Annotated in this window: 23 protein-coding genes and 1 tRNA gene; 11 read left to right on the top strand and 13 right to left on the bottom strand. The window is 73.2% G+C overall.

What is annotated here, in order from left to right; translation table 11 throughout:
• Positions 1 to 10: 10 nt before the first annotated feature.
• Positions 11 to 4,171 (bottom strand): PAS domain S-box protein, encoded by a 4,161-nt coding sequence (locus ACQEVZ_RS02800; protein WP_433360828.1) that lies wholly within the window; start codon positions 4,169 to 4,171, stop codon positions 11 to 13.
• Positions 4,172 to 4,251: 80 nt separating this feature from the next.
• Positions 4,252 to 4,734: a MarR family winged helix-turn-helix transcriptional regulator gene (locus ACQEVZ_RS02795; RefSeq protein WP_344505388.1), complete on the bottom strand. Its 483-nt coding sequence runs from the start codon at positions 4,732 to 4,734 to the stop codon at positions 4,252 to 4,254.
• An 86-nt stretch (positions 4,735 to 4,820) separates the two neighbouring features.
• Here ACQEVZ_RS02795 and ACQEVZ_RS02790 point away from each other — a divergent pair, with 86 nt between their 5' ends.
• A complete protein-coding gene (locus tag ACQEVZ_RS02790; protein WP_433360825.1) occupies positions 4,821 to 5,399 on the top strand; it encodes an NADPH-dependent FMN reductase in 579 nt (192 codons plus the stop codon).
• Between the two features lie 70 nt (positions 5,400 to 5,469).
• Positions 5,470 to 6,474 carry a WD40 repeat domain-containing protein gene (locus ACQEVZ_RS02785; protein WP_433360822.1) on the top strand — a complete coding sequence of 335 codons (1,005 nt, stop codon included), beginning with the start codon at positions 5,470 to 5,472 and terminating at the stop codon, positions 6,472 to 6,474.
• Positions 6,475 to 6,524: 50 nt separating this feature from the next.
• Here the strand turns inward: ACQEVZ_RS02785 and ACQEVZ_RS02780 are convergent, their stop codons facing one another.
• Positions 6,525 to 6,794 (bottom strand): PspC domain-containing protein, encoded by a 270-nt coding sequence (locus ACQEVZ_RS02780; RefSeq protein ID WP_354898862.1) that lies wholly within the window; start codon positions 6,792 to 6,794, stop codon positions 6,525 to 6,527.
• A 236-nt stretch (positions 6,795 to 7,030) separates the two neighbouring features.
• Here ACQEVZ_RS02780 and ACQEVZ_RS02775 point away from each other — a divergent pair, with 236 nt between their 5' ends.
• Positions 7,031 to 7,453 carry a hypothetical protein gene (locus ACQEVZ_RS02775; RefSeq protein WP_433360819.1) on the top strand — a complete coding sequence of 141 codons (423 nt, stop codon included), beginning with the start codon at positions 7,031 to 7,033 and terminating at the stop codon, positions 7,451 to 7,453.
• Positions 7,454 to 7,520: 67 nt separating this feature from the next.
• Here the strand turns inward: ACQEVZ_RS02775 and ACQEVZ_RS02770 are convergent, their stop codons facing one another.
• On the bottom strand, positions 7,521 to 7,673 hold the full coding sequence (locus ACQEVZ_RS02770) for a hypothetical protein (protein ID WP_433360816.1): 153 nt from the start codon (positions 7,671 to 7,673) through the stop codon (positions 7,521 to 7,523).
• 41 nt (positions 7,674 to 7,714) lie between these two features.
• Between ACQEVZ_RS02770 and ACQEVZ_RS02765 the strand changes: the two genes are divergently transcribed.
• Positions 7,715 to 8,317, top strand: coding sequence for a hypothetical protein (locus ACQEVZ_RS02765; protein ID WP_433360813.1), 603 nt, complete (start codon positions 7,715 to 7,717; stop codon positions 8,315 to 8,317).
• 169 nt (positions 8,318 to 8,486) lie between these two features.
• Here ACQEVZ_RS02765 and ACQEVZ_RS02760 read toward each other — a convergent pair whose 3' ends face one another.
• The 3 genes from ACQEVZ_RS02760 to ACQEVZ_RS02750 form a co-directional block, all read right to left on the bottom strand.
• Positions 8,487 to 8,717, bottom strand: coding sequence for a hypothetical protein (locus tag ACQEVZ_RS02760; RefSeq protein ID WP_433360810.1), 231 nt, complete (start codon positions 8,715 to 8,717; stop codon positions 8,487 to 8,489).
• A gap of 125 nt (positions 8,718 to 8,842) precedes the next feature.
• Complete coding sequence (locus tag ACQEVZ_RS02755; protein ID WP_433360807.1) at positions 8,843 to 9,343, bottom strand: hypothetical protein; 501 nt, start codon at positions 9,341 to 9,343, stop codon at positions 8,843 to 8,845.
• Positions 9,343 to 11,013, bottom strand: coding sequence for an Hsp70 family protein (locus tag ACQEVZ_RS02750; RefSeq protein WP_433360804.1), 1,671 nt, complete (start codon positions 11,011 to 11,013; stop codon positions 9,343 to 9,345). Before ACQEVZ_RS02750 ends, ACQEVZ_RS02755 begins: the two co-directional genes overlap by 1 nt.
• 300 nt (positions 11,014 to 11,313) lie before the next feature.
• Here ACQEVZ_RS02750 and ACQEVZ_RS02745 point away from each other — a divergent pair, with 300 nt between their 5' ends.
• Positions 11,314 to 13,125 carry a family 16 glycoside hydrolase gene (locus ACQEVZ_RS02745; RefSeq protein ID WP_433360801.1) on the top strand — a complete coding sequence of 604 codons (1,812 nt, stop codon included), beginning with the start codon at positions 11,314 to 11,316 and terminating at the stop codon, positions 13,123 to 13,125.
• Between the two features lie 50 nt (positions 13,126 to 13,175).
• Here the strand turns inward: ACQEVZ_RS02745 and ACQEVZ_RS02740 are convergent, their stop codons facing one another.
• Together ACQEVZ_RS02740 and ACQEVZ_RS02735 are read right to left on the bottom strand one after the other, a co-directional pair.
• Entirely contained in the window at positions 13,176 to 13,427 is a 252-nt protein-coding gene (locus ACQEVZ_RS02740; RefSeq protein WP_433360798.1) for a hypothetical protein, read from the bottom strand.
• Between the two features lie 81 nt (positions 13,428 to 13,508).
• A complete protein-coding gene (locus ACQEVZ_RS02735) occupies positions 13,509 to 14,375 on the bottom strand; it encodes an aldo/keto reductase family oxidoreductase (RefSeq protein ID WP_433360795.1) in 867 nt (288 codons plus the stop codon).
• A 117-nt stretch (positions 14,376 to 14,492) separates the two neighbouring features.
• On the opposite strand from ACQEVZ_RS02735, the gene ACQEVZ_RS02730 reads away from it, so the two are divergent.
• Both ACQEVZ_RS02730 and ACQEVZ_RS02725 read left to right on the top strand, forming a co-directional pair.
• A complete protein-coding gene (locus tag ACQEVZ_RS02730) occupies positions 14,493 to 14,918 on the top strand; it encodes a winged helix-turn-helix transcriptional regulator (RefSeq protein WP_433360792.1) in 426 nt (141 codons plus the stop codon).
• Between the two features lie 183 nt (positions 14,919 to 15,101).
• Positions 15,102 to 17,315 carry a DUF6055 domain-containing protein gene (locus ACQEVZ_RS02725; RefSeq protein WP_433360789.1) on the top strand — a complete coding sequence of 738 codons (2,214 nt, stop codon included), beginning with the start codon at positions 15,102 to 15,104 and terminating at the stop codon, positions 17,313 to 17,315.
• 3 nt (positions 17,316 to 17,318) lie between these two features.
• Here the strand turns inward: ACQEVZ_RS02725 and ACQEVZ_RS02720 are convergent, their stop codons facing one another.
• Positions 17,319 to 18,002, bottom strand: coding sequence for a siderophore-interacting protein (locus tag ACQEVZ_RS02720; RefSeq protein WP_433360786.1), 684 nt, complete (start codon positions 18,000 to 18,002; stop codon positions 17,319 to 17,321).
• Positions 18,003 to 18,120: 118 nt separating this feature from the next.
• Between ACQEVZ_RS02720 and ACQEVZ_RS02715 the strand changes: the two genes are divergently transcribed.
• Positions 18,121 to 19,428 carry a hypothetical protein gene (locus ACQEVZ_RS02715; RefSeq protein WP_433360783.1) on the top strand — a complete coding sequence of 436 codons (1,308 nt, stop codon included), beginning with the start codon at positions 18,121 to 18,123 and terminating at the stop codon, positions 19,426 to 19,428.
• Positions 19,365 to 20,141, top strand: a complete 777-nt coding sequence (locus ACQEVZ_RS02710) for a HEAT repeat domain-containing protein (protein ID WP_433360780.1) — start codon at positions 19,365 to 19,367, stop codon at positions 20,139 to 20,141. The genes ACQEVZ_RS02715 and ACQEVZ_RS02710 overlap by 64 nt, the downstream gene beginning before the upstream one ends.
• Before the next feature lie 80 nt (positions 20,142 to 20,221).
• On the opposite strand, the gene ACQEVZ_RS02705 is transcribed toward ACQEVZ_RS02710, so the two are convergent.
• Together ACQEVZ_RS02705 and ACQEVZ_RS02700 are read right to left on the bottom strand one after the other, a co-directional pair.
• The gene (locus tag ACQEVZ_RS02705) at positions 20,222 to 21,667 is read right to left on the bottom strand and encodes a hypothetical protein (RefSeq protein WP_433360777.1); all 1,446 of its coding nucleotides are present in this window, start codon (positions 21,665 to 21,667) and stop codon (positions 20,222 to 20,224) included.
• Positions 21,668 to 21,700: 33 nt separating this feature from the next.
• Positions 21,701 to 21,774: transfer RNA gene (locus ACQEVZ_RS02700), tRNA-Cys, on the bottom strand.
• Between the two features lie 137 nt (positions 21,775 to 21,911).
• Between ACQEVZ_RS02700 and ACQEVZ_RS02695 the strand changes: the two genes are divergently transcribed.
• Positions 21,912 to 23,564 (top strand): DUF885 domain-containing protein, encoded by a 1,653-nt coding sequence (locus tag ACQEVZ_RS02695; protein ID WP_433360774.1) that lies wholly within the window; start codon positions 21,912 to 21,914, stop codon positions 23,562 to 23,564.
• Positions 23,565 to 23,984: 420 nt separating this feature from the next.
• Positions 23,985 to 24,155, top strand: a complete 171-nt coding sequence (locus ACQEVZ_RS02690) for a hypothetical protein (RefSeq protein ID WP_433360771.1) — start codon at positions 23,985 to 23,987, stop codon at positions 24,153 to 24,155.
• A gap of 313 nt (positions 24,156 to 24,468) precedes the next feature.
• Here the strand turns inward: ACQEVZ_RS02690 and ACQEVZ_RS02685 are convergent, their stop codons facing one another.
• Positions 24,469 to 25,104 carry a hypothetical protein gene (locus tag ACQEVZ_RS02685; protein ID WP_433360768.1) on the bottom strand — a complete coding sequence of 212 codons (636 nt, stop codon included), beginning with the start codon at positions 25,102 to 25,104 and terminating at the stop codon, positions 24,469 to 24,471.
• Between the last annotated feature and the right edge of the window lie 140 nt (positions 25,105 to 25,244).

Genomic DNA, 25,244 nt, shown 5'->3' with positions numbered 1-25,244 from the left:
CTGAGGGATGTCACTGGTCGGGCGCCTCGAGGGTGACGACGAACACGGACCCGCCGCCGGGGTTGGGCTCGTGGTGGACGTCGCCGCCGTTGGCGCGCACGAGGCTGTGCACGATGTAGAGGCCCAGGCCGGTGCCCTTGACCCGGCCGGCGTCGCGGTCGGCGCGGGCGAGCCGCTGAAACAGCCGGTCGCGGAACTCCTCGGGCACGCCCGGCCCCTCGTCCTCGACCCGGATCTGGACGCGCCCGTCGCCGGGGTCGACGACGCGCACGGCGATGGCGCCGCCGCCGTACTTGCCGGCGTTGGAGATCAGGTTGGTGAGGATGTGCTGGAGGTGACCGGGGTTGACCAGCGCGTCGACCGAGGGCCCGAGGATCGGGACGTCGGCGCCGGCGGCGGTGAGCGCGGTGTGGATCTGCTCGTGCAGCCGCACCGGCTCGCGGTGGGCGTGGATGGCGCCGGCGTCGATGCGCACCATCGTGAGGACCTCCTGCACGATGTCGTCGAGGCGGTGCGCCTGCCGCGAGATCCCGGTGATGATCTTCGTCTTGCGGGCGTCGTCGAGGGCGGCCCAGTCGTCGAGGAAGATCTCGGTGTAGCCGAGGATCGCGGCGAGCGGGTTGCCGATCTCGTGCCCGAGCATGCCGATGAGGTCGAGCTTGAGCCGGTTGGCGTCCTCCAGCTCGGTGTTGCGGTCGGCGAGCTCGGTGGCGGCGGCGTCGCGGGCCCGTTCGGCGGCGCGGCGCCGGGTCACGTCGGTGACGACGCCGATGAAGTGGTCCGGCCGGCCGTGGGCGTCGCGGACCAGGGTGACGCTGGCCTCCACGTCGACCCAGTGGCCACGGGCGTGCCGGATCCGGCCTTCCAGGGTGAACGCGGCCCGGCGACCGGCGAGCAGGTCGTCGAGGCGGGCCGCGACGGCGGGCAGGTCGGCGGGGTGCATGCTGTGCATGCTGTTCGTGCCGAGGAGCTGCTCGGGCGGGTAGCCGAGCATCGCGGCGTAGGCGGCGTTGACCTCGGCGAGGCTGCCGTCGAGGTTGCGGACGATCTGACCGACGGCGGAGTTGTGGAACTGGGCCCGGAAGCGGGCTTCGCTCGCCGCCAGGGCGTCCTCGGCGGCGCGTTCCGCGGTGACGTCGGTGTTGACCTCCAGGACGGTCCCGGCGAGCCCGGGCTGGTCGTCGTGCTGCAGGACCTGCCGGCTGAGCACGATGGCGGTGCGGCCGGCGGCGGTGACGTGCTTGAGCTGGCCTTCCCAGCGGCCGTCGCGCAGCAGGGCGGCGGTCTGGCCGGTCTCGGTGCCGCCGTCGGGGAAGCCGGTCGCGAGCAGCTGGTGGGTGACCTCGCCGGTGGCGGCGGCGAGCGGCCACCCGTAGAGGTCCTCCGCGCCCTGGTTCCACCACAGGATGTGCCCGTCGAGGCCGCGGACGATGACGGCCGCGGGGATCAGCTGCAGCAGCGTCGCCTGGCGGTGCAGCTGGGCGAGCTCGGCCCGGCGCTGGGTGACGTCCTCGACCTGGTTGACCAGGTAGCGCGGGATGCCGTGCTCGCGGACGATCGCGACGTGCACGTTGGCCCAGATGGTGCGGCCGTCCTTGTGCCGGTACCGGCGTTCGACCATGAGCGTCTCGCGCTCGCCGGAGAGCAGCTGGGCGGTGAGCCCGTCGGTGCTGGCCACGTCGTCGGGGTGCTGCAGGTCCCGGAACGTCATCGTCATCAGCTCGGCGGTGCTGTAGCCGGTGATGGTGGCCATGGCCGCGTTGGCGTGCAGGTAGCGGCCGACCTGGCCGGGGTCGAGGCTGGCCAGGACGACGCCGAGCGGCGAGTTGTCGAACGCGAGCTTGAACCGGGTCTCGCTGACCTCCAGCGCGGCGAGGGCCCGGGTGCGTTCGGCGAGCAGCTCGGCGCTGTGCGCCGCGTCGTCGGCGTGCCGCAGCGCCGAGCTGAGGCTGTCGGCGAGCAGTGCCAGCTGCTGCTCGTCGGTGTCGTCGAAGGCGCGGGGGTGGACCGCGGAGACCTTCAGCGCGCCGATGACGGTGTCGCCGGCGAGCAGCGGCGCGATGAGCATGGAGCCGATGCCGAGCCGGGCGCAGGTGGCCCGGTTGACCCGCGGGTCGTCGCTGGTGTCGGCGCAGGCCGCTGGGGCGCCGGTGGCCAGGACGGTGCCGCTGAGCGAGCCGACGACCGGCACCCGGGTGCCCAGCGACCGGCTGAGCGTGCCGGCGGTGGCGGCGTAGTACAGCGCGTCGCCGTCGAGGAGCTCGACGACCGCGCCGTCCGCGGCCGGGAACAGCTGCACCGCGCGGTCGGCGACGACCCGGATCGCGCTGTCGCGGTCGGCGGCGGCCGCGGTCACCTCCCGCTGCACCAGCAGCGTGTCGCGCAGGCGCTGGAACTCCCGCTCCGTCGAGCGGGCGGCGGCCTGCTCGGCGCTGACGTCGAGCATCTGCAGCACCGCGGCCGCCGGTCCGCGGGCGTCGGTGATGACCGACGTGTGGGTGGCGACCTCGATCCGGTGGCCGTCGCGGTGGCGCAGCACCGACTGGCGCACGGTGCGGCTCGCCCGGCCGTCGGCGAGCGCGGTCAGCGCCTGTTCGAGGGCCGCGGACGGCTCGGCGAGCAGGTCGGTGACGGTCAGCGCGGCGGCCTCGCCGGCGCTGTACCCGAGCAGTCGCGCGAATGCGGGGTTGGCCAGGGTGATCCGGCCCCGGTCCGCGCCGCGCAGCCCGACGACGACCTTCGCGACCGGGCTGTGGTCGAACACGTCGGCGAAGCGCCGCTCGCTGTGTTCGAGCCGCTCCACGGCGGCGAGGGCCTCGCCGCGCTGCGCCTGCAGTTGCGCGTTCGCGGCGGTCGTCGCGCGCAGCAGCGCCTGGTTGCGGGCCGCGTCGTCGGCGTGGCGCAGCGCGCCGGCGAGGGCGTCGGCGAGCAGGGTCAGCTGCTGCTCGTCGGCGTCGTTGAACGCCTCCGGCGCCGGGCTGCTGACCAGCAGCGCCCCGAGCGGGCCGGAGACGCCGAGCAGCGGCGCCACGATCAGCGCCCGGACGCCGACGGCCGCGCTCACCGCGGCCGAGATCCGCTCGTCGGTGCGGGTGTCGTCGCAGCGCTGCGTCGAGCCGGTCAGGATCGCCAGGCCGGACAGCGACCCGTTCACCGGGATCCGGGGCTCGTCGGCGCCGGCCGTGCCGGTCCGGGCCGCGACCTGCAACGCCGCCCCGTCGGCGTCGAGCAGCGCGACGACGGCGGCGTCGCCGCCCGGGATCACCTGCAGTGTCCGCTCCGCCATCAGCCGCAGCACCGCGGCCCGGTCGTCGGCGGCGGCGGTCACCTCGCGCTGCACGGCGATCGTCGTGCGCAGCCTCGCCGTCTCCCGCTCGGCGCGCCGCTGCGCCTCGACGGCCGCGGTCACGTCGCGGGCGATGCCGACGACGAGGTTCTGGCCGGGCAGCGCGGCGCCGTTCCACTGCAGCCACAGGTAGTCGCCGCCGCGGGTCCGGTACCGGTTGCGCAGCCCGGCGGCCGGCCCCCCGCCGTCCGCGACAGCCCGGGCCGCCGCCACGCTCGAGGCGACGTCGTCCGGGTGGATCAGCGTGGTGACGTCCATGCCCCGCAGGTCGGCCTCGGTCCAGCCGAGCAGCCGCTCCCACGAGTCGTTCGCCCGCACCACCTGCCCCTCGGGCGTGCTCACCAGCAACAGGTCGGGGGTGGCGGACACGATCGCGTCCAGCAGCGCCTCGCTGTGACCGCCGGGGGCCGTGGTCGCGGTGGCCGGTGCCGTGGCCGCTGTGGTCCGTGCGGCGAACTCGGCGGCCACGTGCGCCCCGCCGAGCGCGTCGTGGATCACCGTGGCCCGGATCGTGACCGGCACCAGCCCGCCGTCCTGCCTGCGCAGCTGCCCGACGAGCACCAGCTCACGCCGCTCGTCCCGGGCCAGGGCCGCCAGCGCCGCCACGACCGGCGGCCGGTCGGCGGCGTCGAACAGTGCGGCGCAGGACCGTCCGAGCAGCTCGTCGCGGCCGTTTCCGACGAGGTCGCACAGGGCGGCGTTCACCTCGACGAGGTCGCCCAGCGCCCCCTCGACGAGCGCGGCGACCGCCTTCGCCGCCATGTCGCGCTCGAACGCCTGGGCGAGCAGCCGCAACCGCGCCTGCTCACCGAGCCGCCCCAGCACGCCGACTCCCACTATGACGTCATCGGCGTGGGAGCGGCCGACCTGAGCAGGTCCGGCCCGGTGTCAGGGCAGGGTGCGGCTCAGGTGGGGCCGCCGGTGCGGGCGGTGCCGGCCGAGCCGGCGACCTTGACCACCCGCTCGGCGATCGCGGTGAGCCGGACGAGGTCGTCGGGGTCCAGCTGGTCGAGCAGGACGCGGCGGACCGTCGCCACGTGCCCGGGCGCGGCGGCGGTGATCATCGCGCGTCCCTGCTCGGTGAGCCTGACCATCGTGCCGCGCCCGTCGGTGCGGCACCCGGACCGTGCGACGAGCCCGCGCTGCTCCATCCGCCGCAGGTGGTGGGCGATCCGGCTGCGGTCCCAGCCGATGCCCGCGGCCAGGTCCCGCACGCGCAGCACCTGCCCGTCGCTCTCGGACAGCGGCGCGAGCACGTCGTAGTCGGCGGCCGACAGGCCCGCCTCGGCGAGCTGCCCGTCGATCGCCACGTCGAGCGTCCGGCGCATCCGCAGGAACGCCAGCCACATGCGCTCCTCGTCCCGGTCCAGCCACCGCGGTTCGGTCATGCGTCACATCGTACCGATGGATGCTGACACGTCAGCAAAACCCGGCTACATTTGTTGACACGTCAGCAATTGAACGAGGGAGAACCGTGCAAACCCTGCAGATCATCATCGCCAGCACCCGCCCGGGGCGGGTCGGCCTGCCGGTCGCCGAGTGGATCCACGCCGCGGCGGTCAAGCACGGCGGCTTCGCACAGGTGGAGCTCGTCGACCTCGCCGAGCGGAACCTGCCGCTGATGGACGAGCCCAACCACCCGCGGCTGCGCCGCTACGAGCACCAGCACACCCTCGACTGGAGCGCGACCGTCGACCGGGGCGACGCCTTCGTGATCGTCATGCCCGAGTACAACCACGGCTACACCGCGCCGCTGAAGAACGCCCTCGACTTCCTCTCCCAGGAGTGGGCCCACAAGCCTGTCGGCCTGGTCAGCTACGGCGGCGTCGCGGCCGGCGCCCGCGCCGTGCAGTCGCTGAAGCCGGTGCTGACCGTCCTGAAGATGATGCCGATCCCCGAGGGCGTGCACATCCCGTTCGTCGCCCAGTTCGTGGACGAGGACGGCACGCTGCGCCCCAACGAGACCATGGAGGCCGGCGCCGTCACGATGCTCGACGAGCTGGTCCGCTGGACGGGTGCCCTGGCCCCGCTGCGCGCACCTGCGGCCGGGTGACCGCCGCCGTCGGCCGTTGATACCGTCGCGGGCGCCGGGGCTCCGGCCGCCGACCGCTGGGAGTGAGTCCGTGCGCGATCCGCTCGGCCCGCCGTTCGCCGTCCGTGACGGGTGCTGGGGCGACGCTCAGGACGGGCTGTTCGGTGCCGTCGCCTACGGCCGCCCCGTGCTCGTCCGGGTGGGCCGGGGGCACCCGGGCCGCCAGATCACGGTGTACGACGCGGCGACCGGCGTGACGATCGGGGCGGCGGGAGTCGGCGGGTGGCACGCCATGGGCGGCTTCATCACGTCGCATGTCCGTCCGGACCGCGACGGGCTGGTGCTCGTGACCGCCCTCGACGGTGAGGTCGTCCGGCAGTGGCGGCTGCCGCACCCGGCGCCCGCCGCGCCCGAGCTCCGGCTGGCCCGGCCCGGCGACCTGAAGGCACCGTGGGTCTGCGCGGTGACGTCGTACGTCCACGACGGCCGCACGGTCCTCGTGCTCGGCGACTCCGATGGAGCGGTCCGGCGGTTCGACGCCGCCTCCGGCGCCGAGGTCGCCCCGCCGCTGGTGCACGAGGGCGGCATCCACCGGATCGCCGTCTACACCGCCGGCGGCCGGACCCACCTCGCGTGCGGCGAGGACACCGGCCGCCTGTGGCGCTGGGACGCCGTCACCGGCACGCCGGTGGGCCCGCCGGTGTCCGCGCACCTGGGGCAGTACTTCGCGATCGTGCCGTTCGAGACCGGCGGGCGCACCCTGCTCGCGACCTCCAGCATCGACCAGTCGATCCGGCGCGTGGACCCGGTGAGTGGCGACCTGGTCGGCGACTTCCGGGCCTTCGAGGAGGGCGCCTCCGTGTGCCTGGCGCCCGGTCTGGTCCTGGCCGTGGTCGAGGGCGGCAACCTGTGGCGCTTCGACGCCGTCACCTTCGAGCCGGTCGCCGCCCCGGTGTCCTTCGGCGACGAGTGCCTCGAGGCGGTCTGCGCGCTCGACGTGGACGGCCGCGCCGCGCTGTTCGTCGCCGGCGAGGAGACGATCCGCCGCTTCGACGCGACCACGGGCGAGCCGTGGCCCACGGGCCCGGCGACCTGACCGGCTCCGGCGCGGCGATGGCGATGGCGGCGGCGCGGCGGTAGCGGCGGTCAGACGCTCGTCAGGGTCGGCTCCGGCTCGGCGAGCTTCGGCTCGGCGGGCTTCGGTGCGGTCTCGGCCGGCATGAGGATCCACAGGATCGGGTAGGCGAGGATCTGCGTGCCGGGAATCGCCAGCAGGATCAGCGCGAACAGCAGCCGCGCCGGCCACGGGTCGATGCCGAAGCGCCGCCCCAGCCCGGCGCAGACGCCGCCGAGCACCCGCCCCTGCACCGGCCGCACCAGGTCGTGCTGGCGCATCGTGCCGTGAACGGTCTCCATCTCGTTTCTCCTTCGCTCGTGTTAGACCGTTCAACTGTCGCGTCCGGGAGGGGGTCCGGGCATCGGGGAGCGCCCCGGGCCACCCCCGGATCCGGACCACCTACGGGTCGGCCGTGCGGCCAGGCGCGCGGCACGTAAGGCCTATTTCCGGCATTTAGGGCGTGGTCGCCGAGCGGTCCGTGGTGTCCTCGGGGGGAGGAGGCGTCGACGGCGACGCCGGACACGGGGGAGACACCATGGGACGCATCGCCCGCAACACCATCGTGACGCTGGTCGCGGCCTGCGGGGTCGCGGCGCTCGCACCGGCCGCGCCCGCCGCGGCTTCACCGGTGCCGTTCGGCTCCGCCACCAAGATCGTGCTGGACCGGTCGGGTGGCTTCGCCGGACAGAAGGACTCGTTCGTCGTGGACCGCACGACGGTCGGCGGCCGGCCGGTGCTGCGGACGGCCGGGAGCTGGCAGTTCCGATGGCTGCGCAACTCGTACCAGCCGCAGAACCCCTGCTGCGACCGCTACAGCTACCGGGTGACGGTGTCCTACCGCGGCGGTTACCGCAAGACGGTCAGGACCGTCCAGGGCACGAAGGCTCCACGCATCCTGTGGGACGTCATCAACGAGACGGAGCGGGTCGGCGTCCGCCCGTTCTCGCCGGCGCCCTGACAGCCGGTGCGGCCTGACGGTGGTGCGGCCGGACCGTCGCCGGCCCGGCCGCACCGATCTCTCACCGCTACTCCGGCAGGAGCCAGACCTGCAGCGGCGAGGCGGCGATCTGGTCGACGACCTGGTTGCCGTCGGTGCCGTCGACCTTGGGCGACAGCACCTTGATCCGTTCGACCGGGTCGAACGTGCCGCCGTCGCCGTAGGCGGGGATGATGAGCACGTTGCTCCTGAGTCCGCACTAGCACCGGGGATCAAGCTGAAATGCAGTTGACACAGGCCGACGGACCGGAGCGCCGGGTAACCCGGCTGGCACATGCCGGCGTCCAGGTGCTCCGTCCGTGGCCGTTGTCCGACGCCACTGTGACGCCGCCGGACGTCGCGTGGGAGGTGTTCGGCTGCGATGAGGCGGCCGGCCGGGTCGACCGGACTGTGGACAACGACGATCCCGACTACGTGGTCCGCGGCAACGAGGCGTGGTACTCGATGGCGCGCGAGTTCGGCCTGTTCGACGCGGACGAGACGTTCCTGCTGTCGGTCCCGACCGGGCCCGGAGACTTCGAGGATCCACAGTGGTTCGAGGTCCGGCTCGCGCCCGAGTGGGACGTGTTCGGCCGTGGCGTGGAGGAGTTCGTCCTCGGGCACGGGGCCCGCACGCCGGCGTTCGTCATGCACTCCAAGGACGGGGCGCTCCTGCTCGCCTCTGGCTGGTACCAGTTCGTCTCCAGCGTGCTGGTCGTGCCGCGTCCGTGGACCGCTGCGGCGTTGCGGCGCTCCGCGGAGGACCGGCTGGCGAAGAGTGGGTGGACCGACGAACGGCGGACCGCGGCCAGGCAGTGGCTCGCCCTGGCGACGCCTACCGAATAGCGGGGCGGCTTGCGGCCGGCCCGCCGCTGTCACTGCCGCGGCAGGACCCGCTGCCGGGCGGCGAACCTGACCGGCGCGGTCGTCGCGTCGCGGACACTGATGATCCGGGCCGGCGCCGCGTGCTGCGCCTCTGTGCGCGGCGGCGGCCACACCGGTCAAGCTCATGCCGCTACCTGCGGTTCCACCACCGTCTGCACGGCTTGGCCTTGCCGGCCGAGGCGACCAGGGACCGCGCCGTGGACCTGCTGATGACAAGCCTGACTTGCTCGGTGGCACTGGTGACCAAGATGCCGTCACAGTCGGCATCGGTCGCCGCCATCTGCAGGACAACCGCCCCGGACACGTCGGCGTTGCAGCGCGGACGGCGGTTGCGCAGGACCGCCTCGGGGTCGGCGAACACCAGAATGCGCGCCTTTCCGTCGCCGTGAGTGGTCCGACCCGCGCCCAGATGTCCGACAACGGACTGTCACCTCACGGCGGGTACCGTACTCGGCCTCGACCCGCGACGCCGTCCCCGGGCCGCCGCTACTCCGGCTGTGGCTGCTGCCGCCAGGACAGGCCCGCCGTCAGTGCGAGCGCGCCGCCGAGGACGAGGCTGCCGAGCCACGGGCCCCACCAGTCGAGTTCGTCCAGGCCGTCGTACAGGGCCACGACGCACGCGCCGCCGAACAGGCCGCAGGCCGGCACCAGGGCGAGGACCTGGGTCAGGCGGTCGAGCACGGCAGGTCCGGGCCGGGTCAAGCGATACCAGCGGAGTGCGGCGGCGGCGAGCAGCAGGACGGCGGACACCTCCTGGACGGACTCCACCTGGTTGCTCGGTGGCACGGCGAACACCACCACCGCGGCGATCAGGGCCGCGGCCAGGCCGCGGATCTCGGCGGGCCGATTCGGCAGCTTCGGCAGGGTCACCGGTGGGTCCGCGGGCGCGGGCCGGGCGGTGGTCGCCGCCCACGCGATGACGGCGCCCGTGGCGGCGACGGCGGCGGCCGCGGACGCCACCACGTAGGACGACAGTCCGGCAGCCATCAGATCATCCCCGAGATGCGTATGAAGGTGTACACGACGAGCATGAGGGCGCCGGCCGCCGCTGCCGAGATCGCCAGCCAGTCGGCGCCGCGGGGGCCGGGGTGACGCAGACGCCAGCCGCGCCACAGCAGGCCGGCGGTGAGCAGGCCGCCGCCGATGAGCCAGAACCCGTTGCCGCTGGCCTCCAGGTAGCCCACGAGCAGGACCAGCACGGCGAAACCGGCGGCCACGAGTCCGAACAGCTCGCGTGTCCCGGTCCCGACCCCGGCCACGGGTCCGGGCGCCGCGGGTACGGGCCGGGGTGCGGGCGCTGGGGGTACGGGCGCGGCGATGGGAGCCGACGGTGGCCAGGACGGCTCGTCGACCGGCCCCGCGGTGGCGGCGGTGACGACCGGCGCCGGGGGTGGGACGGTGCCCTGCATCGGCGGCGCGGAGACAGGGGGCGCGGAGACAGGGGGCGCGGAGATGGGTGACGCGGAGATGGGTGACGCGGAGACGGGCGCGGCTGCGACTGGGGGTGCTGCGAAGGTCGCGGGCGCGGCGGAGACAGGCGCGGCCGCGACTGAGGGCGCCGCGAAGGTCGCGGGTGGGGCTGTCGCGGTCAGGCTCGCCAGATGCAGGGCGCCCTCGGCCACCACCAGCTGCGGCTCCTCCAGGACCGTCGGCGCCACCCTGGTCGCCCGGTGCAGCATCGTCGCGATCAGCGGGGTACGGGTGCCGCCGCCGACGAGGAACCAGCCCGCGACCGCCTCGGGCCGCACGCGGGCCTCCTTCAGCGTCGTCAGGGCCAGGTCGACGGTGCGGCGCAGCAGCGGCTCGGCAGCCGTCTCGAACTGCTGCCGGGTCAGCAGCACCTCCTCGTCCGCCGCGGGGATGAACAGGCTGGCGGACGACTCCCGCGACAGCGCCTCACGCAGGTGCTTCGCGTCGGTCCACAGCATCGTCGTGTGGCGCAGGTCCGCGGCCGACGACGGCGCCTCCAGCCGCTGCCACAGCTCGGGCGCGCGGGCCGCGACGACCGTGCGCGCGTGGGCGACGACGAGCGCGTCGAGGTCGATGCCGCCGACGTCGTCCAGGCCGCGGCAGGACAGGTCGCGGAAGCCGTCGGCGGTGCGCTGCACGACGCTCGCGTCGAACGTGCCGGCGCCCAGGTCGTACACGACGACGCACTGCCCCGGCGCCACGGCGTGGCCGAGGACGGAGGCGAAGTAGGTGGCGGCGGCGACGGGCTCGGCCACCAGCGCCGGCACCGGGAGCCCGGCGAGCGCGGCGGCGTCCAGGAGCACCTGGCGGCGGGCGGCGCCCCAGGTCGCGGGGCACGTCATCGTGATCGTCGCCGGTGGGCCGCCGAGGGTCCGCAGGGCCTCGGCGCGGACCCGGGTGAGCACGGCCGAGATCAGCTCGGGCACCGGCACGCCGCGGTCGCCGAGCAGCACGTCGAGCTCGTCGATGCGCCGCTTGGGGTGCGGCTCGTAGCGGGCCGGGTCGAGCCGCGCGGAGTTCTCCGCGTCCCGCCCGACGAGCAGCCGCCCGGCGCTGTTGGCGAACACGGCGGACGGCAGCAGCGGCGACGAGTCGAACAGCAGCGGCCGGATCCGGCCGTCGGTGTGGCGGACGACGGCGACCGTGCTGGAGGTCCCGTAGTCGATTCCGAGGGCGGTGTCCGGCACCCCCGCAGCCTAGGAAGCACCGAATCCGCCCGCGATCGTGCGAACGGATCACGCCCGCTGCCCCGTTCGGCGGTGAATCGGGGCCGTGTCGGAGGTTCCGCGACCCGCCCGGCCGAGCCGGACGCTGCCGGTACATCCTGCAACAAACCTGCACACGTCACGCCTTGTCTCCAGGAAAGCGCTTGCCTTACGGTGACGAGCGTCGATGTGGATCCGCCCCGCTCCCGCCGCCCCGGAAGCGCCGCCGATCGCACTGCCGCACGCCCGTCGCGCGTGCGCGTCTGTCTTTCCGGAGGAACCATGAGTGCACAAGTCCGAACCCGGCCGCGGGCGCGCCGGTGGCTGGCCGCGTCCGCGGCGGTGGCCGCGGTCACCGGTGTCGCGCTGGCCGCGCAGGTCGCGTTCGCCGACACGGCGTTCAGCGCGACGTTCGAGGACGGCTCCACCAGCGGCTGGTCCAAGTCCGGCGGCTCCTGGAGCGTCGTCACCGACGGCAGCAAGGTGCTGCAGCAGTCCAACGCCGGCAGCGAGAACGCCCGCGACTTCGCCGGCGACAGCGGCTGGACCAACTACACGGTGCAGGCCGCGGTGAAGCCGCTGTCGCTGGGCTCGGGCGGCTTCGTCGGCCTGCTCGCCCGCTCGACCGGGGCCACCACGTTCTACCGGCTCGCGCTGCTGCCCGGCAACCAGGTGCAGCTGCAGGCGGTCAACAGCGGCTCCGTGACGGTGCTCGGCAGCGTCTCCCGGACCGTGTCCACCGGCACCTGGTACACCCTGGCCATCACCGTCAACGGCGGCGCCATCAGCGGCTCCGTCGACGGCACCCAGGTCGCCTCCGCGAGCGACGCGTCGATCGCGAAGGGCCGCATCGGCCTGCAGACGGCGTACTCCAGCGCCAGCTTCGACAACGTCACCGTCACCACCGGCGGGACCACCCCGACGCCGACGGCGACCGTGTCACCGACACCGTCCCGGTCGCCCTCGGGCTCGCCTTCGAGCTCGCCGTCGCAGTCCCAGCCGCCGTCGTCCGCGCTGTACGTGGCGCCGAACGGCAGCGCGGGCAACCCGGGCACGCAGGCCAGCCCGACGACGCTCGCGTCGGCGATCACCAGGGTCACCGCCGGCGGCACGATCACCATGCGCGGCGGCACCTACAACCTGTCCTCGACCGTCACCATCGCGGTCGGCAACAACGGCACGTCGGGCGCGCCGAAGCGGATCACCGCGTACCCCGGCGAGACCCCGGTGCTGAACTTCTCCGCGCAGAGCGAGGACCCGGCGAACCGCGGGCTCGCGGTGAACGGCAACTACTGGCACATCACCGGCATCGTCGTGGAGCGGGCCGGCGACAACGGCATCTTCGTCGGCGGCAGCAACAACACCATCGAGCGGGTCGTGACCCGCTTCAACCGCGACAGCGGCCTGCAGATCTCCCGCGCCGCCTCCGACACCCCGCAGTCCCAGTGGCCGGCCAACAACCTCATCCTCTCCTCGGAGTCGCACGACAACGCCGACTCCGACGGCGAGGACGCGGACGGCTTCGCCGCCAAGCTGACCAGCGGCCCCGGCAACGTGTTCCGCTACACGGTTTCGCACAACAACATCGACGACGGCTGGGACCTCTACACCAAGACCGACACCGGCCCGATCGGCGCGGTCACCATCCAGGACTCGCTGTCCTACAACAACGGCACCCTGAGCAACGGCACCGTCAACACCAACGGCGACCGCAACGGCTACAAGCTCGGCGGCGAGGGCATCGGCGTCAACCACGTCGTCCAGCGCAGCATCGCCTACCGCAACGGGCACCACGGCTTCACGTACAACAACAACCCCGGCTCGATGACGATCTCCAGCAACCTGTCCATCGACAACGCCGAACGCAACTTCTCGTTCGACGCGGGCACCCACACGTACCGCAGCAACACCTCCTGCCGGTTCAGCAGCGGCGGCTCCAACGACAAGACCGTCGGCAACGCCGACAGCAGCAACCAGTTCTGGACCGGCACGAACGGCTCCCGCTGCGCCACCTACAGCGGCGCCCTGGCCTGGTCGTTCGCCGCCGACGGGCACCTCGTGGTGACCCTCGGCGGCCGCGCGGTCAGCCTGTAGCACCCGCTCCCGGGGCGGGCCGTGGTTGACGGCCCGCCCCTTGCGCGGCCTCAGCCGACGGGGTCGGGGCCGGGGTCGCTCTGATCCCCCGGGTCACCGTTGCGGAGCGCCACGGTGGGATTCGGATTATCGTCGTTCTCGTGCTTCGGATCGATGGCATACATGGATGCGATGGACAACGCGGTCAGCGCCACGGTGGGATTCGGATCGCCGGTGGTCTCGTGCTTCGGATCGCTGGCATACAGGGCCGCGACGGCCGACGCGACCAGCACCGCAACGGCGAGCCGTTTCGTTCGAACCATGGCGGTCTCCTCGATGGGGTTGCACGTACCCCGGCATTCTCGGTGAGCCGGTCCAACGCCCGCGTGCAATCCGGTTGCAGCTCAGCGGCCGATCTCGTCGAGCTCGGCCAGGTCGTCGCCGGAGAGCCGAAGCCCCGCACCGGCGGCGTTCTCGCGCAGGTGGGCCGTGGCCGAGGTGCCGGGGATCAGCAGGATGTTCGGCGAGCGGTGCAGGAGCCAGGCCAGGGCGACGGACATCGGGGTCGTCCCCAGGCGCGCGGCGACGCCGGAGAGCGCCGAGGACTGCAGCGGGGTGAAGCCACCGAGCGGGAAGAACGGCACGTAGGCGATGCCTCGCTCGGCCAGGCGGTCGATCAGGTCGTCGTCGTGGCGGTGGGCCAGGTTGTACAGGTTCTGCACGCACACGATCGGGGTGATCGTCAGGGCCTGCTCGACCTGCTCCGGGGTCGCGTTGCTCACGCCGAGGTGCCGGATCAGGCCCTGCTGCCGCAGTTCGGCGAGCGTCCCGAGGGCCTCGGCGAGCGAGCCGGGCCGGGGACCCTCGGCGTCGCCGAGCCGGAGGTTGACCACGTCGAGCGCGTCGAGGCCGAGGCTCTCGAGGTTGTCGTGGACGGCCCGGCGCAGGCTCTGCGGGTCCCTGGCCGGCGGCCAGCCGCCCTGCTCGTCGCGGGTCGCCCCGACCTTGGTCACGATGTGCAGGTCCGCCGGGTAGGGGTGCAGGGCCTCCCGGATGAGCTGGTTGGTGATCCGGGGCCCGTACGCGTCGGCGGTGTCGATGTGGGTGATGCCGAGCTCGACTGCCGCGCGGAGGACGGCGACGGCGCCGTCACGGTCGGCGGGCGGCCCCATGACCCACGGGCCGGCGAGCTGCATGGCGCCGTAGCCGAACCGGCTGACGGTCAGATCCCCCAGCGTCCAGGTGCCGCCGGGAAGTGCAGTGGACGACATGCGTGCTCCTCTGTTCTGCTGCCTGACAGGTGCCGCTCCACTCTCAGGGGGTAACTTCCTATTGGGAAGTACGCACCTCAAGGTGCGTAACACACCCGGTGGTTGGAGGAACGGCCGATGGCGACGACGACGGCGGCGCAGCAGCGGGCACAGACCAAGGCGGAGTACGACGCCTTCCTCGCGGTGTGCCCGAGCCACAAGCTGCTCGAGCGGATCTCCGGCAAGTGGGTCGCGCTGATCCTGACCGCCCTGGGCAGCGGCCCGGACTGCGGCGGCGACCCCCGCCCGATGCGCTACTCGGAGCTGTCCCGCCTGCTCGCCGGCGTCAGCCAGAAGATGCTCACCCAGACGCTGCGCGCGCTGGAGCGCGACGGCCTGATCAGCCGCACCGTGACGCCGACCGTCCCGGTCACGGTCTCCTACGAGCTGACGGACCTGGGCCTGTCGATGTACGGCCTCGTCCGCGGCTTGAAACTGTGGGCACAGCACCACATGGACGACGTCCTCGCCCACCGTGCCTCCTACGACGAAACGATCGCCTGAAGACGGTCATGGCGCAGGTCGAGGCCGCGGACGCCTGATGAAAGTTTCGGGCCCCGGGACGCGTCCTTCTGGCGTCCCGAGGCCTTCCCGTTGCCGCCGGGGTGCGGCTTAAGGGTCCGAAAAGCAAACGCAAAAGGAGACTTCAGTTGCCCCGAAAAGGTTTTCGGGGCAGGGTGTGGTGCCATGACCACCATCAATCTCCGATCGCGCCGGCTGTGGCTGGCGCCGCTGGTCGCGCTCGTCGTGATCGCAGGGGTGCTCGTCGCCCTGCAGACCCGGCCGGCCGCCGCCGCCGCGAAGTCGCTCTACATCCCGGCCCGCTGGACCCAGACCGGCGAGGTGCCGTGGGCCCAGAACCGCACGCGGGAGTCGACGAACTTCATCCTGCTGTGGGGCGAGAAGTCGGGCACCAACCCGGCCTCGGCGCCCTCGCCGTACAACTTCGACCCGAACAGCATCATCACCCAGCTGGAGAACCTGTACTCGTTCTACGTGAACACGATGCAGTTCACGCCGGAGCAGGGGCTGCTCGCCCAGTACAAGATCATCGTGATCGTCACGAACACGTGGAACCGCACCGAGCTCAACGCCTGGGCGACCGGCGGCTCCGTCGACGGCAAGGTCGGCGTCATCAACATCGACCCCAAGGCCGCGCTGCCCGGCTCCTGGGGCCTCGCGCACGAGCTCGGGCACGTGTTCCAGAACTACACGTTCCTGGGCCGCTCCGGGTACGGCTTCACCGACGCCAGCGCGGGCACCTTCTGGGAGACCAGCGCGGAGTTCATGGCCATGCAGGCGCTGCCCACCACCGCCGCGGGCGACCTGAGCCGCTGGCTGCGCTCGGAGAACCTGTACTACAGCTCCAGCCGCCACCACTACGGCAACTGGATGCTGATGCAGTACATCAAGGACCGCGACGGCCTCGCGATGTTCAACCGCATCTGGAACGAGGCTCGCAACACCGAGCATCCACTGGAGACGTACCGGCGAATCACCGGCATCACCCAGACCGAGCTGAACCGGCGCGTGGGCGAGTACGCGACCCGCACCGTGACCTACGACTTCGGCAACAAGTCGACGCTGATGCCGTTCATCAACGGCGTGTACGGCGCCGGCTTCCTCAACAACGCCTACAACGGCGGCAGCGTCGAGGCGGTCGACGCCTCGCTCGGCCACTACCGCATCAACGCCCGCGTCGCCCCGTCCGACTACGGCTTCAACAAGATCAAGCTGGTGGCGGCCACCGACGGCGGGCTCGTCAAGGTCCGGCTCAAGGGCCACGCCGAGACCGGCGCCACCGGCTGGACCTTCGGCCTCGTCGCCGTGCGCAACGGCACGCCGCGGTATTCGCCGCTGACGACCGGCACCGACGGCCAGATCGACTTCCAGCTGCAGGCCGGCGAGCGCGAGGTCTGGCTCGTCGTCACCGGCACCCCGTCCGCCGTGCCGCACTACGCGTTCCTCGACGGCTACCCCAAGGCGCGGCGCTTCCCGTACGAGTTCCGCGTCGCCGGCGCGGCGCCGTCGGGCTTCGAGCCCGGCTACGTGAAGCCGGCCGCCACCAACGGCGGGCACTGGCACAGCAACGGCGGCGGCTGGGTCGCCGGCAACGCCAGCGTCGCCGCCACCGCCTACGTCGGGCCGAAGGCGGCGGTCTTCGCCGGCACGGTCACCGGCAACGCCCGCATCGAAGGCCTCGGCTGGGTCAACGGCGGCACCGTCGGCGGCAACGCCGTCGTCAAGGACAACGCGCTCATCCAGAACGGCGCCAACCTCTCCGGCAGCATCGTGGTCGGCGGCGACGCCGAGTTCGCGATCGCCTGCTCGTCGGGCACCTACCTGGCGTTCAACCCGGACCGCCGCTGTGACGGCGCCGGCGGCGAGGCCGACGTGAACCCGTCGTTCAGCGCGTTCGCGAGCGCGGACCTCGCCATCGGCGGCACCACCACGCCCCCGCCGACCGGCGGCGTCAACGTGGCCGGCTCCGCGACCCCGTCGGCGTCCTACACCTCGGCGTGGGAGTCGGTCGCCGCCATCAACGACGGCATCGACCCGCCGTCGTCCAACGACACCGTCAACCGCCGCTGGGGCACCTGGCCCAACAGCGGCCAGCAGTGGGCGGAGCTCACCTGGCCGAGCGCCGTCCAGCTCAACAAGGCGCAGGTGTACCTCTTCGACGACAACCAGGGCATCGACCTGCCGTCGAGCTGGAAGCTGCAGTACTGGACCGGCAGCGCCTACGCCGACGTGCCGGGCGCGTCCGCCTACACCGTGACCGCGAACGCGTACAACACGGTCACGTTCACCGCCGTGAGCACCACCCGGCTGCGCGTGGTGCTGCAGTCCAACGGCACCAGCTCGGTGGGGCTGCTGGAGGTGAAGGCCTTCACGGCCTGACGCTCAGTCGAGGCCGGTGCGGCCTGCTGCCCAGTACGCCTTGCCGGTCACTTTGGCGGGCGGCGCGGACCACGTGCGGATCTCCCGCCGGACGGCGTGGACCGTGGCCGCGTTGCCCGTCACGACCAGTCGGTACGGGCCTGCCATGCCGGCCCCGGCGGCCCGCAGCCGGTCGAGCAGTGCGGCCGGCTCGCAGACCTCGGCACCCGGCCGCAGGCCCTCCAGCGCCGCCGGCCGCTCCGCCTCGAACAGGCACGTGAGCGCGGCTCCCGTGGTCTCGAACGCGCCGGCCAGCGCCACGCTCGTGGCGTCGCCGACGAACAGGACCGACTCACCGGCGGCCGGCGGATCGATCGACCGGCGCGGCCCCATCAGCCTGACCCGCTCGCCGCCCCGGACTTGCCGGAACCAGGCGCTCGCCGGCCCGTCACCGTGCAGGTACGCGAGCAGGCTGGTCCGCCCTTCGCCGACGTCCCAGCTCGTGGGCGTGAACGTGCGCAGCCCTCGGCCGCCCCCCGGCGGGCGGATCTGCACCTTGGCCCCGGCCGCCCACTTGGCGTCCCGGAACGCCGGCGCCACGAGCTCGACCCGGACGAAGTCGTCGCCGACCCCCTCGACGGCCGCGACCTCGGCCTCCGTCAGCAGGGCGGCCTCGGCCATGTCGATCAGACGCGCTGCGATCCCCACAGGGGCTCCTCCCAATCGGTGCTTGCCCCGTATCTTGCAGCACTGGTAGCTGTCCCACGTGGCCGGCAGCGTCTTCGGCGGGCGCAGGTGTGGGGTACCGGTGGTATTGGATACAGGCATGGGACTGGCCAAGGCACGCCGGATCGCGGCGCGGGCGCACCGGGGACAGCTGTTCGCGGGCGGTGGGCTGCTGCTCGGTCATCTCGAACGCGTGGACCGGATCCTTGCCGGGGCCGATGCGGCCGTCCGTCAGGCGGCGTGGCTGCACCTCGTGCCCGGACGCGGCGTGTCCGCTGCGGATCTGGCCCGGGCGGGGGTACCGCCGCGCGCCGTCCACCTCGTCGAGTCCATGTCCTGGCGTCCGTGGGACGACCGGGCGCGCTTCACAGAGCGGCTCGTGCGGACGCCCGGCGCGGCGGCGATCCGGCACGCGGTGCTCACGGACCTGCACGACCACCTCGCCGGGGAACATGCCTACGAGTACTGGCGGGAGCAGCACATCCGGCTCGCCGCCGCGCTCGGCCTGGCGCGCCCGCCGGAGGTCGAGGTCGAGACGGAGCTGCCTGAGCCGCCGGGCCGGGGCGGGCACCTCGACGACTACGCGCGACGGCTCGGCGCGATCGGTACCGGCGAGGCGTTGACGGCACTCCTCGCGGCGTACGAGACGGCGAAAGCCGGGCGGGCCCGGGCATGCTGCCTCGGTGCGGTGCGCAGCGGTGTGTTCGCCATCGCCACCCGGCCGGAGACGGCGTCACGGCGGCTGGCCGTCGCGTGGTGGGACTCGGGCGACGCCTGGGAGCGGCTGGTCGCCGTGGAGGCCCAGGTGGCGAGCGGCGAGCCGGTGGACCGTGACCGGCTGCTGGACGTCGTCGAACGGGAGACGGGATGGCTGGCCGTGGCCGCGATCCGGGGGCTGGCCCGCCACGACGTCCGCGTCGGCGAAGTGACCGGGCCGGCCGGCGACCGGGAGCTCCGCCTGCTCGCGGCGGCCGCCGCCATTGCCGGGCCGGAGCACCGGCGGGTCCGCCGCGCGGCGGTGGACCGGCTGCGGGCGATCGGCGGGCCTGCGGCCGAGGCGGCGCTGCACGGCCGCGGGTCCGCCGCGCGGCGGTGGACCGGCTGCGGGCGATCGGCGGGCCTGCGGCCGAGGCGGCGCTGCACGGCCGGTTCCTCGATCCGCTCGAGCCACCGTGGCGGGACGATCCGGGCTGGCTCACCGAGCACGGGGCCGGACACATCGCGTTCATCATCGAGAAGACCACGGATCCGGCGTGGGCGGAGTCGGCGCCCCACGCGCTCGGCGAGCTCCGCGCGGTCGAGGCGGTGCCCGCCCTGTGCCGGATGGCGCGGGAGGCGCGGTGGGTGCCGATCGCCCCCATCGCGGCGCTCGGGAAGATCGGTGCGCCCGACGCCGTGCCGACGCTGACCGACCTGGCCGGGCACGCGAACCCTGACGTCCGCGACCACAGCCTCCGGGCGCTGGCGCACATCGATGACCCGCGGGTGCCCGACGTCGCCCTCGCGGCCTGCGACGATCCGGACCCGGCGGTCCGTGACCGGGCGGCGCAGGTCCTGACCCGCACCGGTGACCGGCAGCACGTCGGTGCGTTGATCAGGCTGTGCGACACCGCGCACGCCGGCCGGGCGGCGGCGGCGCTGGGCCGCATCGGCGATCCGGCAGCGGGACCGACGCTGCGACACATGTTCCTGACCGCGCCGGACCCTGCGGTCTGGCGTGCCGCCGGCCGCGCGCTCGCAGCGATCCCTGACGACGCGAAGCGGTGGTACGGGCCCAGTGGGGACATCTTCCGGCAACGCACGTACGTGTGGATCCATGGCCACCAGCCGGGCTGGGACGCTCACTACCTGATCGCCGGCGCTCTCACCCACGACGACCCCGGCATGCGGGCGAACGCGGCCGCCGCGGTGGCCCGCCGAGCCGACCGGGACCACCTGCCCGCCGTCCGCGCCCTGCTCGACGACCCGGCACCGAAGGTGCGGGCCAAGGCGGCCGCGGCGCTGCGGGCGCTGGCCGACCCCGACGCCCGCGACCGGCTCGAAGCGCTCCGGTCCTCGGATCCGGACCCGCGGGTCCGCTCCGCCGCGTCCGCCATAGGACGGGTGGACCCGGGCCGCTGAACTGCTGCTCGGTGACGGCGCCGCGGACGAGACCCGGCTGCGGACCCGGGCCGTGGCGGTCTGGCGGTGCGCGCTGCTGACTACCGCAGCGCGCCGAGGATCGCCGCGGAGGCGCCCGTCGTCTGCGCCACCCGCAGGGCGCTGTATCCGTGGCCGTCCGGCACGGCGGGGTCGACGCCCGCCGCCCGCAGCCGCCGGATCAGGTCGACGTCGCCGATGAGGTGGGCCATGTGCAGCAGTGATCGGCGCTGCACGCCGCGGACACCGCGAGGGTCGACCCCGGCGTCCAGCAGCCGGTGCACCTCGGCGACGTCGCCGTGGCCGGCCGCGAGCAGCATGTGGCGGGCGACCGTCCGGATCTGCCGCGGCAACGGTCCGGTCCGGGCCGACCAGTTGTCCAGCACGGCGAGGCAGCCGGTCGACCTGCCGCCCAGGGCCTGCAGGGCGCGTTCGCGGCGCACGTCGTCCGGGGTGTGGCTCAACGCCTCCAACCGGCCGTCACGCCACCCCACGTAGTGCCGGTGGCCGCACTGGACGTGGATGCGCTCGGGCACCCGCACACCGGCCGCCGGGGCGTACGCAGTGTCCGGGGCGTCCGGGAACATCGCGGCGCGTACCAGCGGATGCACGGCGCTGATGGGCAGCCACCCGCGGCGCAGCGCCTCGACGAACCACGGCAGGTTCAAGGCGGTCTCCGGCACCGCCGGCAGGCGCTGCGCCCGGCGCCACCTGTCCACCCGCAGCACCGCGCCCGCGCCTCGGCGCAGCGTGAGCGTCAGCGCCTGGTCCGGCGGCTGCGGCAGCCGGGTCACCAGGACGGTGCCCGACCTCGCGCCGGCGCCGAGCAGGTCCCAGGCGGCGGGCACGACCAGGCTCATCCAGAAGAACGGCAGCAGCGCCCCGGCAGCGTTGAACGCCGCCGTGACGGTCGGGTCGATCTCGACCCCGGCCGCCCGCCATCCGGCGACGCGGTCGTCGAGGAGCAGCCGTTGCTCCCACTCCGCGCTCGCCGCACGGTCGTGCCTCGGCGGCGCCGTCTGCGGCAGGTGCGCGCGGTCCAGGCGGCGGCCGTCGCGGTGGAAGCCCGGTGCGCGGTCGCCGCCGCCCAGCCGGTGCAGCAGCCGCGTGGCGTGGCGCGCGTCCCACAGGTGCCGGCTGCTGTCCCACCGGCTACGCACCCAGGCGGTGTCCGTCGACAGTCGCAGCCGGTGCGGCCCGTACGTCTCGAAGCGGGGATGCACGACGAGCGCCAGTCCCCTGGGGTACTGCGCCAGCAGCAGCGGCAACTGGACGCCGCGCGCACACTCCAGGCCACCGTCGAGCAGATGCCAGCGGAGCAGGTCCGGCGCCAGGTGCCGCAGGTCGTCCAGCATCCGGGGCTCCGCCGCGAGCACCGACGCGTCGACCTCGACGCCGGCCGCCGCGCACGCGCCCTGCCAGTCGCCCGCGAGCCGGCGTCGGGTGGCGGCCCGCACGGCCTCGGCCGGAAGGTCATACCTGCGCAGCACCGGCTCGGACAGCGCCATCAGCGTCTCCCGGACACGCGACGACAGGACGATGACGGGCGGCCGGATTCGAACCGGCGTCCTCAGGAATTGCAGTCCCGCCGCGACGACCTCTGCGCTACACCCGTCGCGGCATGCTACCGGCCGGCGAGCACCGGTCGGGACACCGTGCTCAACGGAGCCGATGCGCTACGGACGGTGCCCCCTTGGCCGCGCACCCAGTAGCATCGGCGCACCGATCGATGCGCGGCGACAGGGAGACGACATGTCCACTGCCAACCAGCTCGCTGAAGACCTGCTCGACGTGATGCTCGACGTGTTCCCCATCGGCGCCTCCCTGCTCGGCATCCCCGGCCGCGACGACCAGATGCGCGACTACAGCGAGGCCGGCGACGCCGCGATCAGGGACCGCGCGCTCGCGATCGCCGCCCGTGCCCGGGCGCTGGACCCCGCCGGTCTCAGCGACGACGACCAGCTCACCCTCGGCGTCGTCCTGCAGCAGGCGCAGTCCATCGTGGACACCGTGGACCTGCGCTCCACCGAGTATGCGATCACCGACACCTGGACCGCACCGGCCGCGGCGCTGCTGGTCCAGCTGCCGATGGTCGGGCTGACCGACGCCACCCGGGCTGACGGCTATCTCGCCCGGCTCAGGAAGCTGCCGGAGGCGTTCGCGCAGATCGCCCAGCGCCACCGCGACGGCGTCGCCGCGGGCCGGCGGCCGGTCCGGCACCTGGTCGAAGGTGCCGTCGCGCACCTCGACCGCTACCTGGCCAACGCCGACGGTGACCCGCTGCGCAAGCCCGCGCCGGCCGAGGACAACGGGTTCGCCGCCGAACGTGACCGGCTGATCGACGAGGTCGTCCGGCCCGCCGTCGCCGCCTACCGCGACACGCTCGCCACCGAGATCGCCCCCGCCTCCCGCGGCCTGGAGGAGGCCGGCCTGTGTTTCCTGCCCGGCGGCGACGAGCTGTACCTGCGCCAGGTGCGCCTGCACACCACCACCGACCGCACGCCCGACGAGCTGCACCGCATCGGCCTCGACCTGATCGCCGGGCTCGCCAGGGAGTTCGCGGAGATCGGCGCGGAGGCCTTCGGCACCTCCGACACCGCAGACGTGCTGCACCGTCTGCGCACCGACCCGGCGCTGCGCTGGCGCGACGGTGACGAGATCCTCGACGCGGCACGCGACGCGATCGAGCGCGCCGAGAAGGCCGCACCCGAGTGGTTCGGCACGCTGCCGGCGCAGCGGTGCACGGTCGCGCCGGTCCCCGCCGACGAGGCTCCCGGCGCTCCCGCCGCCTACTACCTGGCCCCGGCGATCGACGGCAGCCGCCCCGGCATCTACTTCGCCAACACCTTCCAGCCCGGCGGCCGCGACCGCACGGTCGCCGAGGCGACCGCCTTCCACGAGGCCGTCCCCGGCCACCACCTGCAGATCAGCCTCGCGCAGGAGCTGACCGGCCTGCCGCTGCTGCGGCGCATCGCGCAGTTCACCGCCTATGGCGAGGGCTGGGGGCTGTACGCGGAGCGCCTCGCCGACGAGATGGGCCTCTACTCCGGCCCGCTCACCCGGCTCGGCATGCTCGCCACCGACTCGATGCGCGCCGCCCGTCTCGTCGTGGACACCGGTATCCACGCGAAGGGCTGGAGCCGCCAGCAGGTCGTGGACTATCTGCGGGCCAACACCGCGATGGCGGAGGTCGAGATCCAGTCCGAGACCGACCGGTACATCGCCGACCCCGGCCAGGCCCTCGCGTACATGGTGGGCCGCCTGGAGATCCAGCGGCTCCGCGAGCAGGCCCGCGCCACGATGGGGGACCGGTTCGACATCCGCGCCTTCCACGACACCGTCCTCACCTCCGGCCCGCTGCCCCTCGGCACCCTCGCCGAGCGCATCCGACGCTGGGCGGCGTGAGCGGGCGCGCACGGCTATTCGCGGGTGGGTCCGATCGGGATGGGCAGTGTCGCGGTGACGCGCTTGACCAGCTTGACCGGGTCGGCCCAGCCGGGGACCAGGGCCTGCAGGAGCTCGACGGCGGTCTGGCCGTTGGAGGCAGGCGGATCGTTCGGGTGCCGGATCGATCCCGGCTTGGTGGAGGATCTCCCAGACCGTGGAGGCGGCGACCTTCACGCCGAGTACGAGCAGTTCACCGTGTACACGTCGGTAGCCCCAACTGGGGTTCTCCCTCGCCAGGCGGAGCACCAGGACGCGGATGGACCGTAGCGTGCGTGGCCGGCCGGGGCGCTTGGGTCGGCAGGCGGCCGCATGGCGACGGGCGATAAGGTCGCGGTGCCAGCGCAGGACAGTGTCGGGGCGTACGAGGAGCCGCAGTCTGTGGAGTACGTCGATGGGCAGTCGGTGCAGCAGCGCCGCCAGGAACGCCCGATCGCTCGGGTCGAACCGCACCCTCTCGTTGCCCAACTGGCGTTGCAGCACCACGATCTGATGGCGCAGGGCGAGGATCTCAGCGTCCTTGTTCCGGTCGCTCATCGGGAGCAACCGTAGGATCGCGAGTGCGTTCGTCACGCCGAGGTACGCCAGTCGTTGCAACACGACGGCCCATTATCCCGCAATGGGCGTTGCCATGCATGAGGACGGCGCACTCGAACGGGCCAAGATCCCTGATGGGCCGGTAGCGGTCCTGACCAGCGTGGATGACGTTTTCGGCAAGCACAGGTCCGCCGCCGCCACCCGGCCCGGCGACAACACCCCCGGATCATGCGTACGACAGGGGCAGGAAGTTATACCAGGCCGAGCGACCGAGCGGTCCCCGGCTGGGGACGATCAAAAGGTAACGGGGTGCTCGAAAGGCGCTGCCTCAGCAGGCCTGGCGGCCTCCGGAGTAGTGCACTCCTGCCCTCCCGATCACTGTCTCGTCGGTCAGGGCAGTGTTCGCCCCGCGGGGGATGTAGCACGAGTAGCGGTGCTGGTTGATCACTTCGAGGTGGATGTGCGCCCCGGTGTCGCCGTTGACCTGGTAGCAGCTCGAATAGCGGAACCGGCCGGTCTCACCGAGCCTGGTCCACGGACCGACGGTCGCGCCGACCACGATGCCCGCTGGCTTGTTGTTGACATGCATGACGTCGGCGCGCGCGACGACCACCCCGAGGGTGTCATCGCGTGCCTCCAGACCAATCCGATAACCGCCGTCAGCCAGGTTGCCGGTCGCACATCCGGGCCTGACAGTCACCACGTGCACCGAGACCGGGTGACCGGCGGCAGTACGGGTACCGAACGGCGAGACCACGGTCGCACCAGGATTGCGGTAGATGTCGACCGACCAGTCGTTGGTGTAGCCCCAGTTCGAGAAGACCACGTGATGGACAGCCGGCCCGGACAGCCCGAAGCGGTCCCAGGTCGACGCGCCCTGGATCGGCGGGTAGAGACTCACCGCGTCGGCGACAGAGTGCGCCTGCACGGTTGTGGCGGGCACGATCACCGCGACGCCGGCCACCAGACCGGCGACGAGCCACCTGGAGATCCTGTTCATTCTCACTCGACCTTCCTGACGTCAGATGTTCGCCTCAACCTCCACCCAGGGTGGGTGGACGCTCCCTGCCTCGGTGAGCGCCGACGGCGTCGAGCGAGAGTGAT

Origin of the sequence: Dactylosporangium sp. CA-152071, from assembly GCF_050936335.1 — a bacterium.
Taxonomy (GTDB): Bacteria; Actinomycetota; Actinomycetes; order Mycobacteriales; family Micromonosporaceae; genus Dactylosporangium; species Dactylosporangium maewongense.
The sequence above is the reverse complement of the archived record's forward strand: the minus strand, read 5'-3'. Positions and strand labels throughout refer to the sequence as shown.

What these genes read in the sequence shown, in the direction of transcription:
- ACQEVZ_RS02795 (WP_344505388.1), bottom strand. Translation starts at nt 4,734, where the DNA reads ATGACCGAACCGCGGTGGCTGGACCGGGACGAGGAGCGCATGTGGCTG.
- ACQEVZ_RS02780 (WP_354898862.1), bottom strand. Translation starts at nt 6,794, where the DNA reads ATGGAGACCGTTCACGGCACGATGCGCCAGCACGACCTGGTGCGGCCG.
- ACQEVZ_RS02775 (WP_433360819.1), top strand. Translation starts at nt 7,031, where the DNA reads ATGGGACGCATCGCCCGCAACACCATCGTGACGCTGGTCGCGGCCTGC.
- ACQEVZ_RS02765 (WP_433360813.1), top strand. Translation starts at nt 7,715, where the DNA reads ATGCAGTTGACACAGGCCGACGGACCGGAGCGCCGGGTAACCCGGCTG.
- ACQEVZ_RS02755 (WP_433360807.1), bottom strand. Translation starts at nt 9,343, where the DNA reads ATGGCTGCCGGACTGTCGTCCTACGTGGTGGCGTCCGCGGCCGCCGCC.
- ACQEVZ_RS02745 (WP_433360801.1), top strand. Translation starts at nt 11,314, where the DNA reads ATGAGTGCACAAGTCCGAACCCGGCCGCGGGCGCGCCGGTGGCTGGCC.
- ACQEVZ_RS02740 (WP_433360798.1), bottom strand. Translation starts at nt 13,427, where the DNA reads ATGGTTCGAACGAAACGGCTCGCCGTTGCGGTGCTGGTCGCGTCGGCC.
- ACQEVZ_RS02735 (WP_433360795.1), bottom strand. Translation starts at nt 14,375, where the DNA reads ATGTCGTCCACTGCACTTCCCGGCGGCACCTGGACGCTGGGGGATCTG.
- ACQEVZ_RS02730 (WP_433360792.1), top strand. Translation starts at nt 14,493, where the DNA reads ATGGCGACGACGACGGCGGCGCAGCAGCGGGCACAGACCAAGGCGGAG.
- ACQEVZ_RS02725 (WP_433360789.1), top strand. Translation starts at nt 15,102, where the DNA reads ATGACCACCATCAATCTCCGATCGCGCCGGCTGTGGCTGGCGCCGCTG.
- ACQEVZ_RS02715 (WP_433360783.1), top strand. Translation starts at nt 18,121, where the DNA reads ATGGGACTGGCCAAGGCACGCCGGATCGCGGCGCGGGCGCACCGGGGA.
- ACQEVZ_RS02705 (WP_433360777.1), bottom strand. Translation starts at nt 21,667, where the DNA reads ATGGCGCTGTCCGAGCCGGTGCTGCGCAGGTATGACCTTCCGGCCGAG.
- ACQEVZ_RS02695 (WP_433360774.1), top strand. Translation starts at nt 21,912, where the DNA reads ATGTCCACTGCCAACCAGCTCGCTGAAGACCTGCTCGACGTGATGCTC.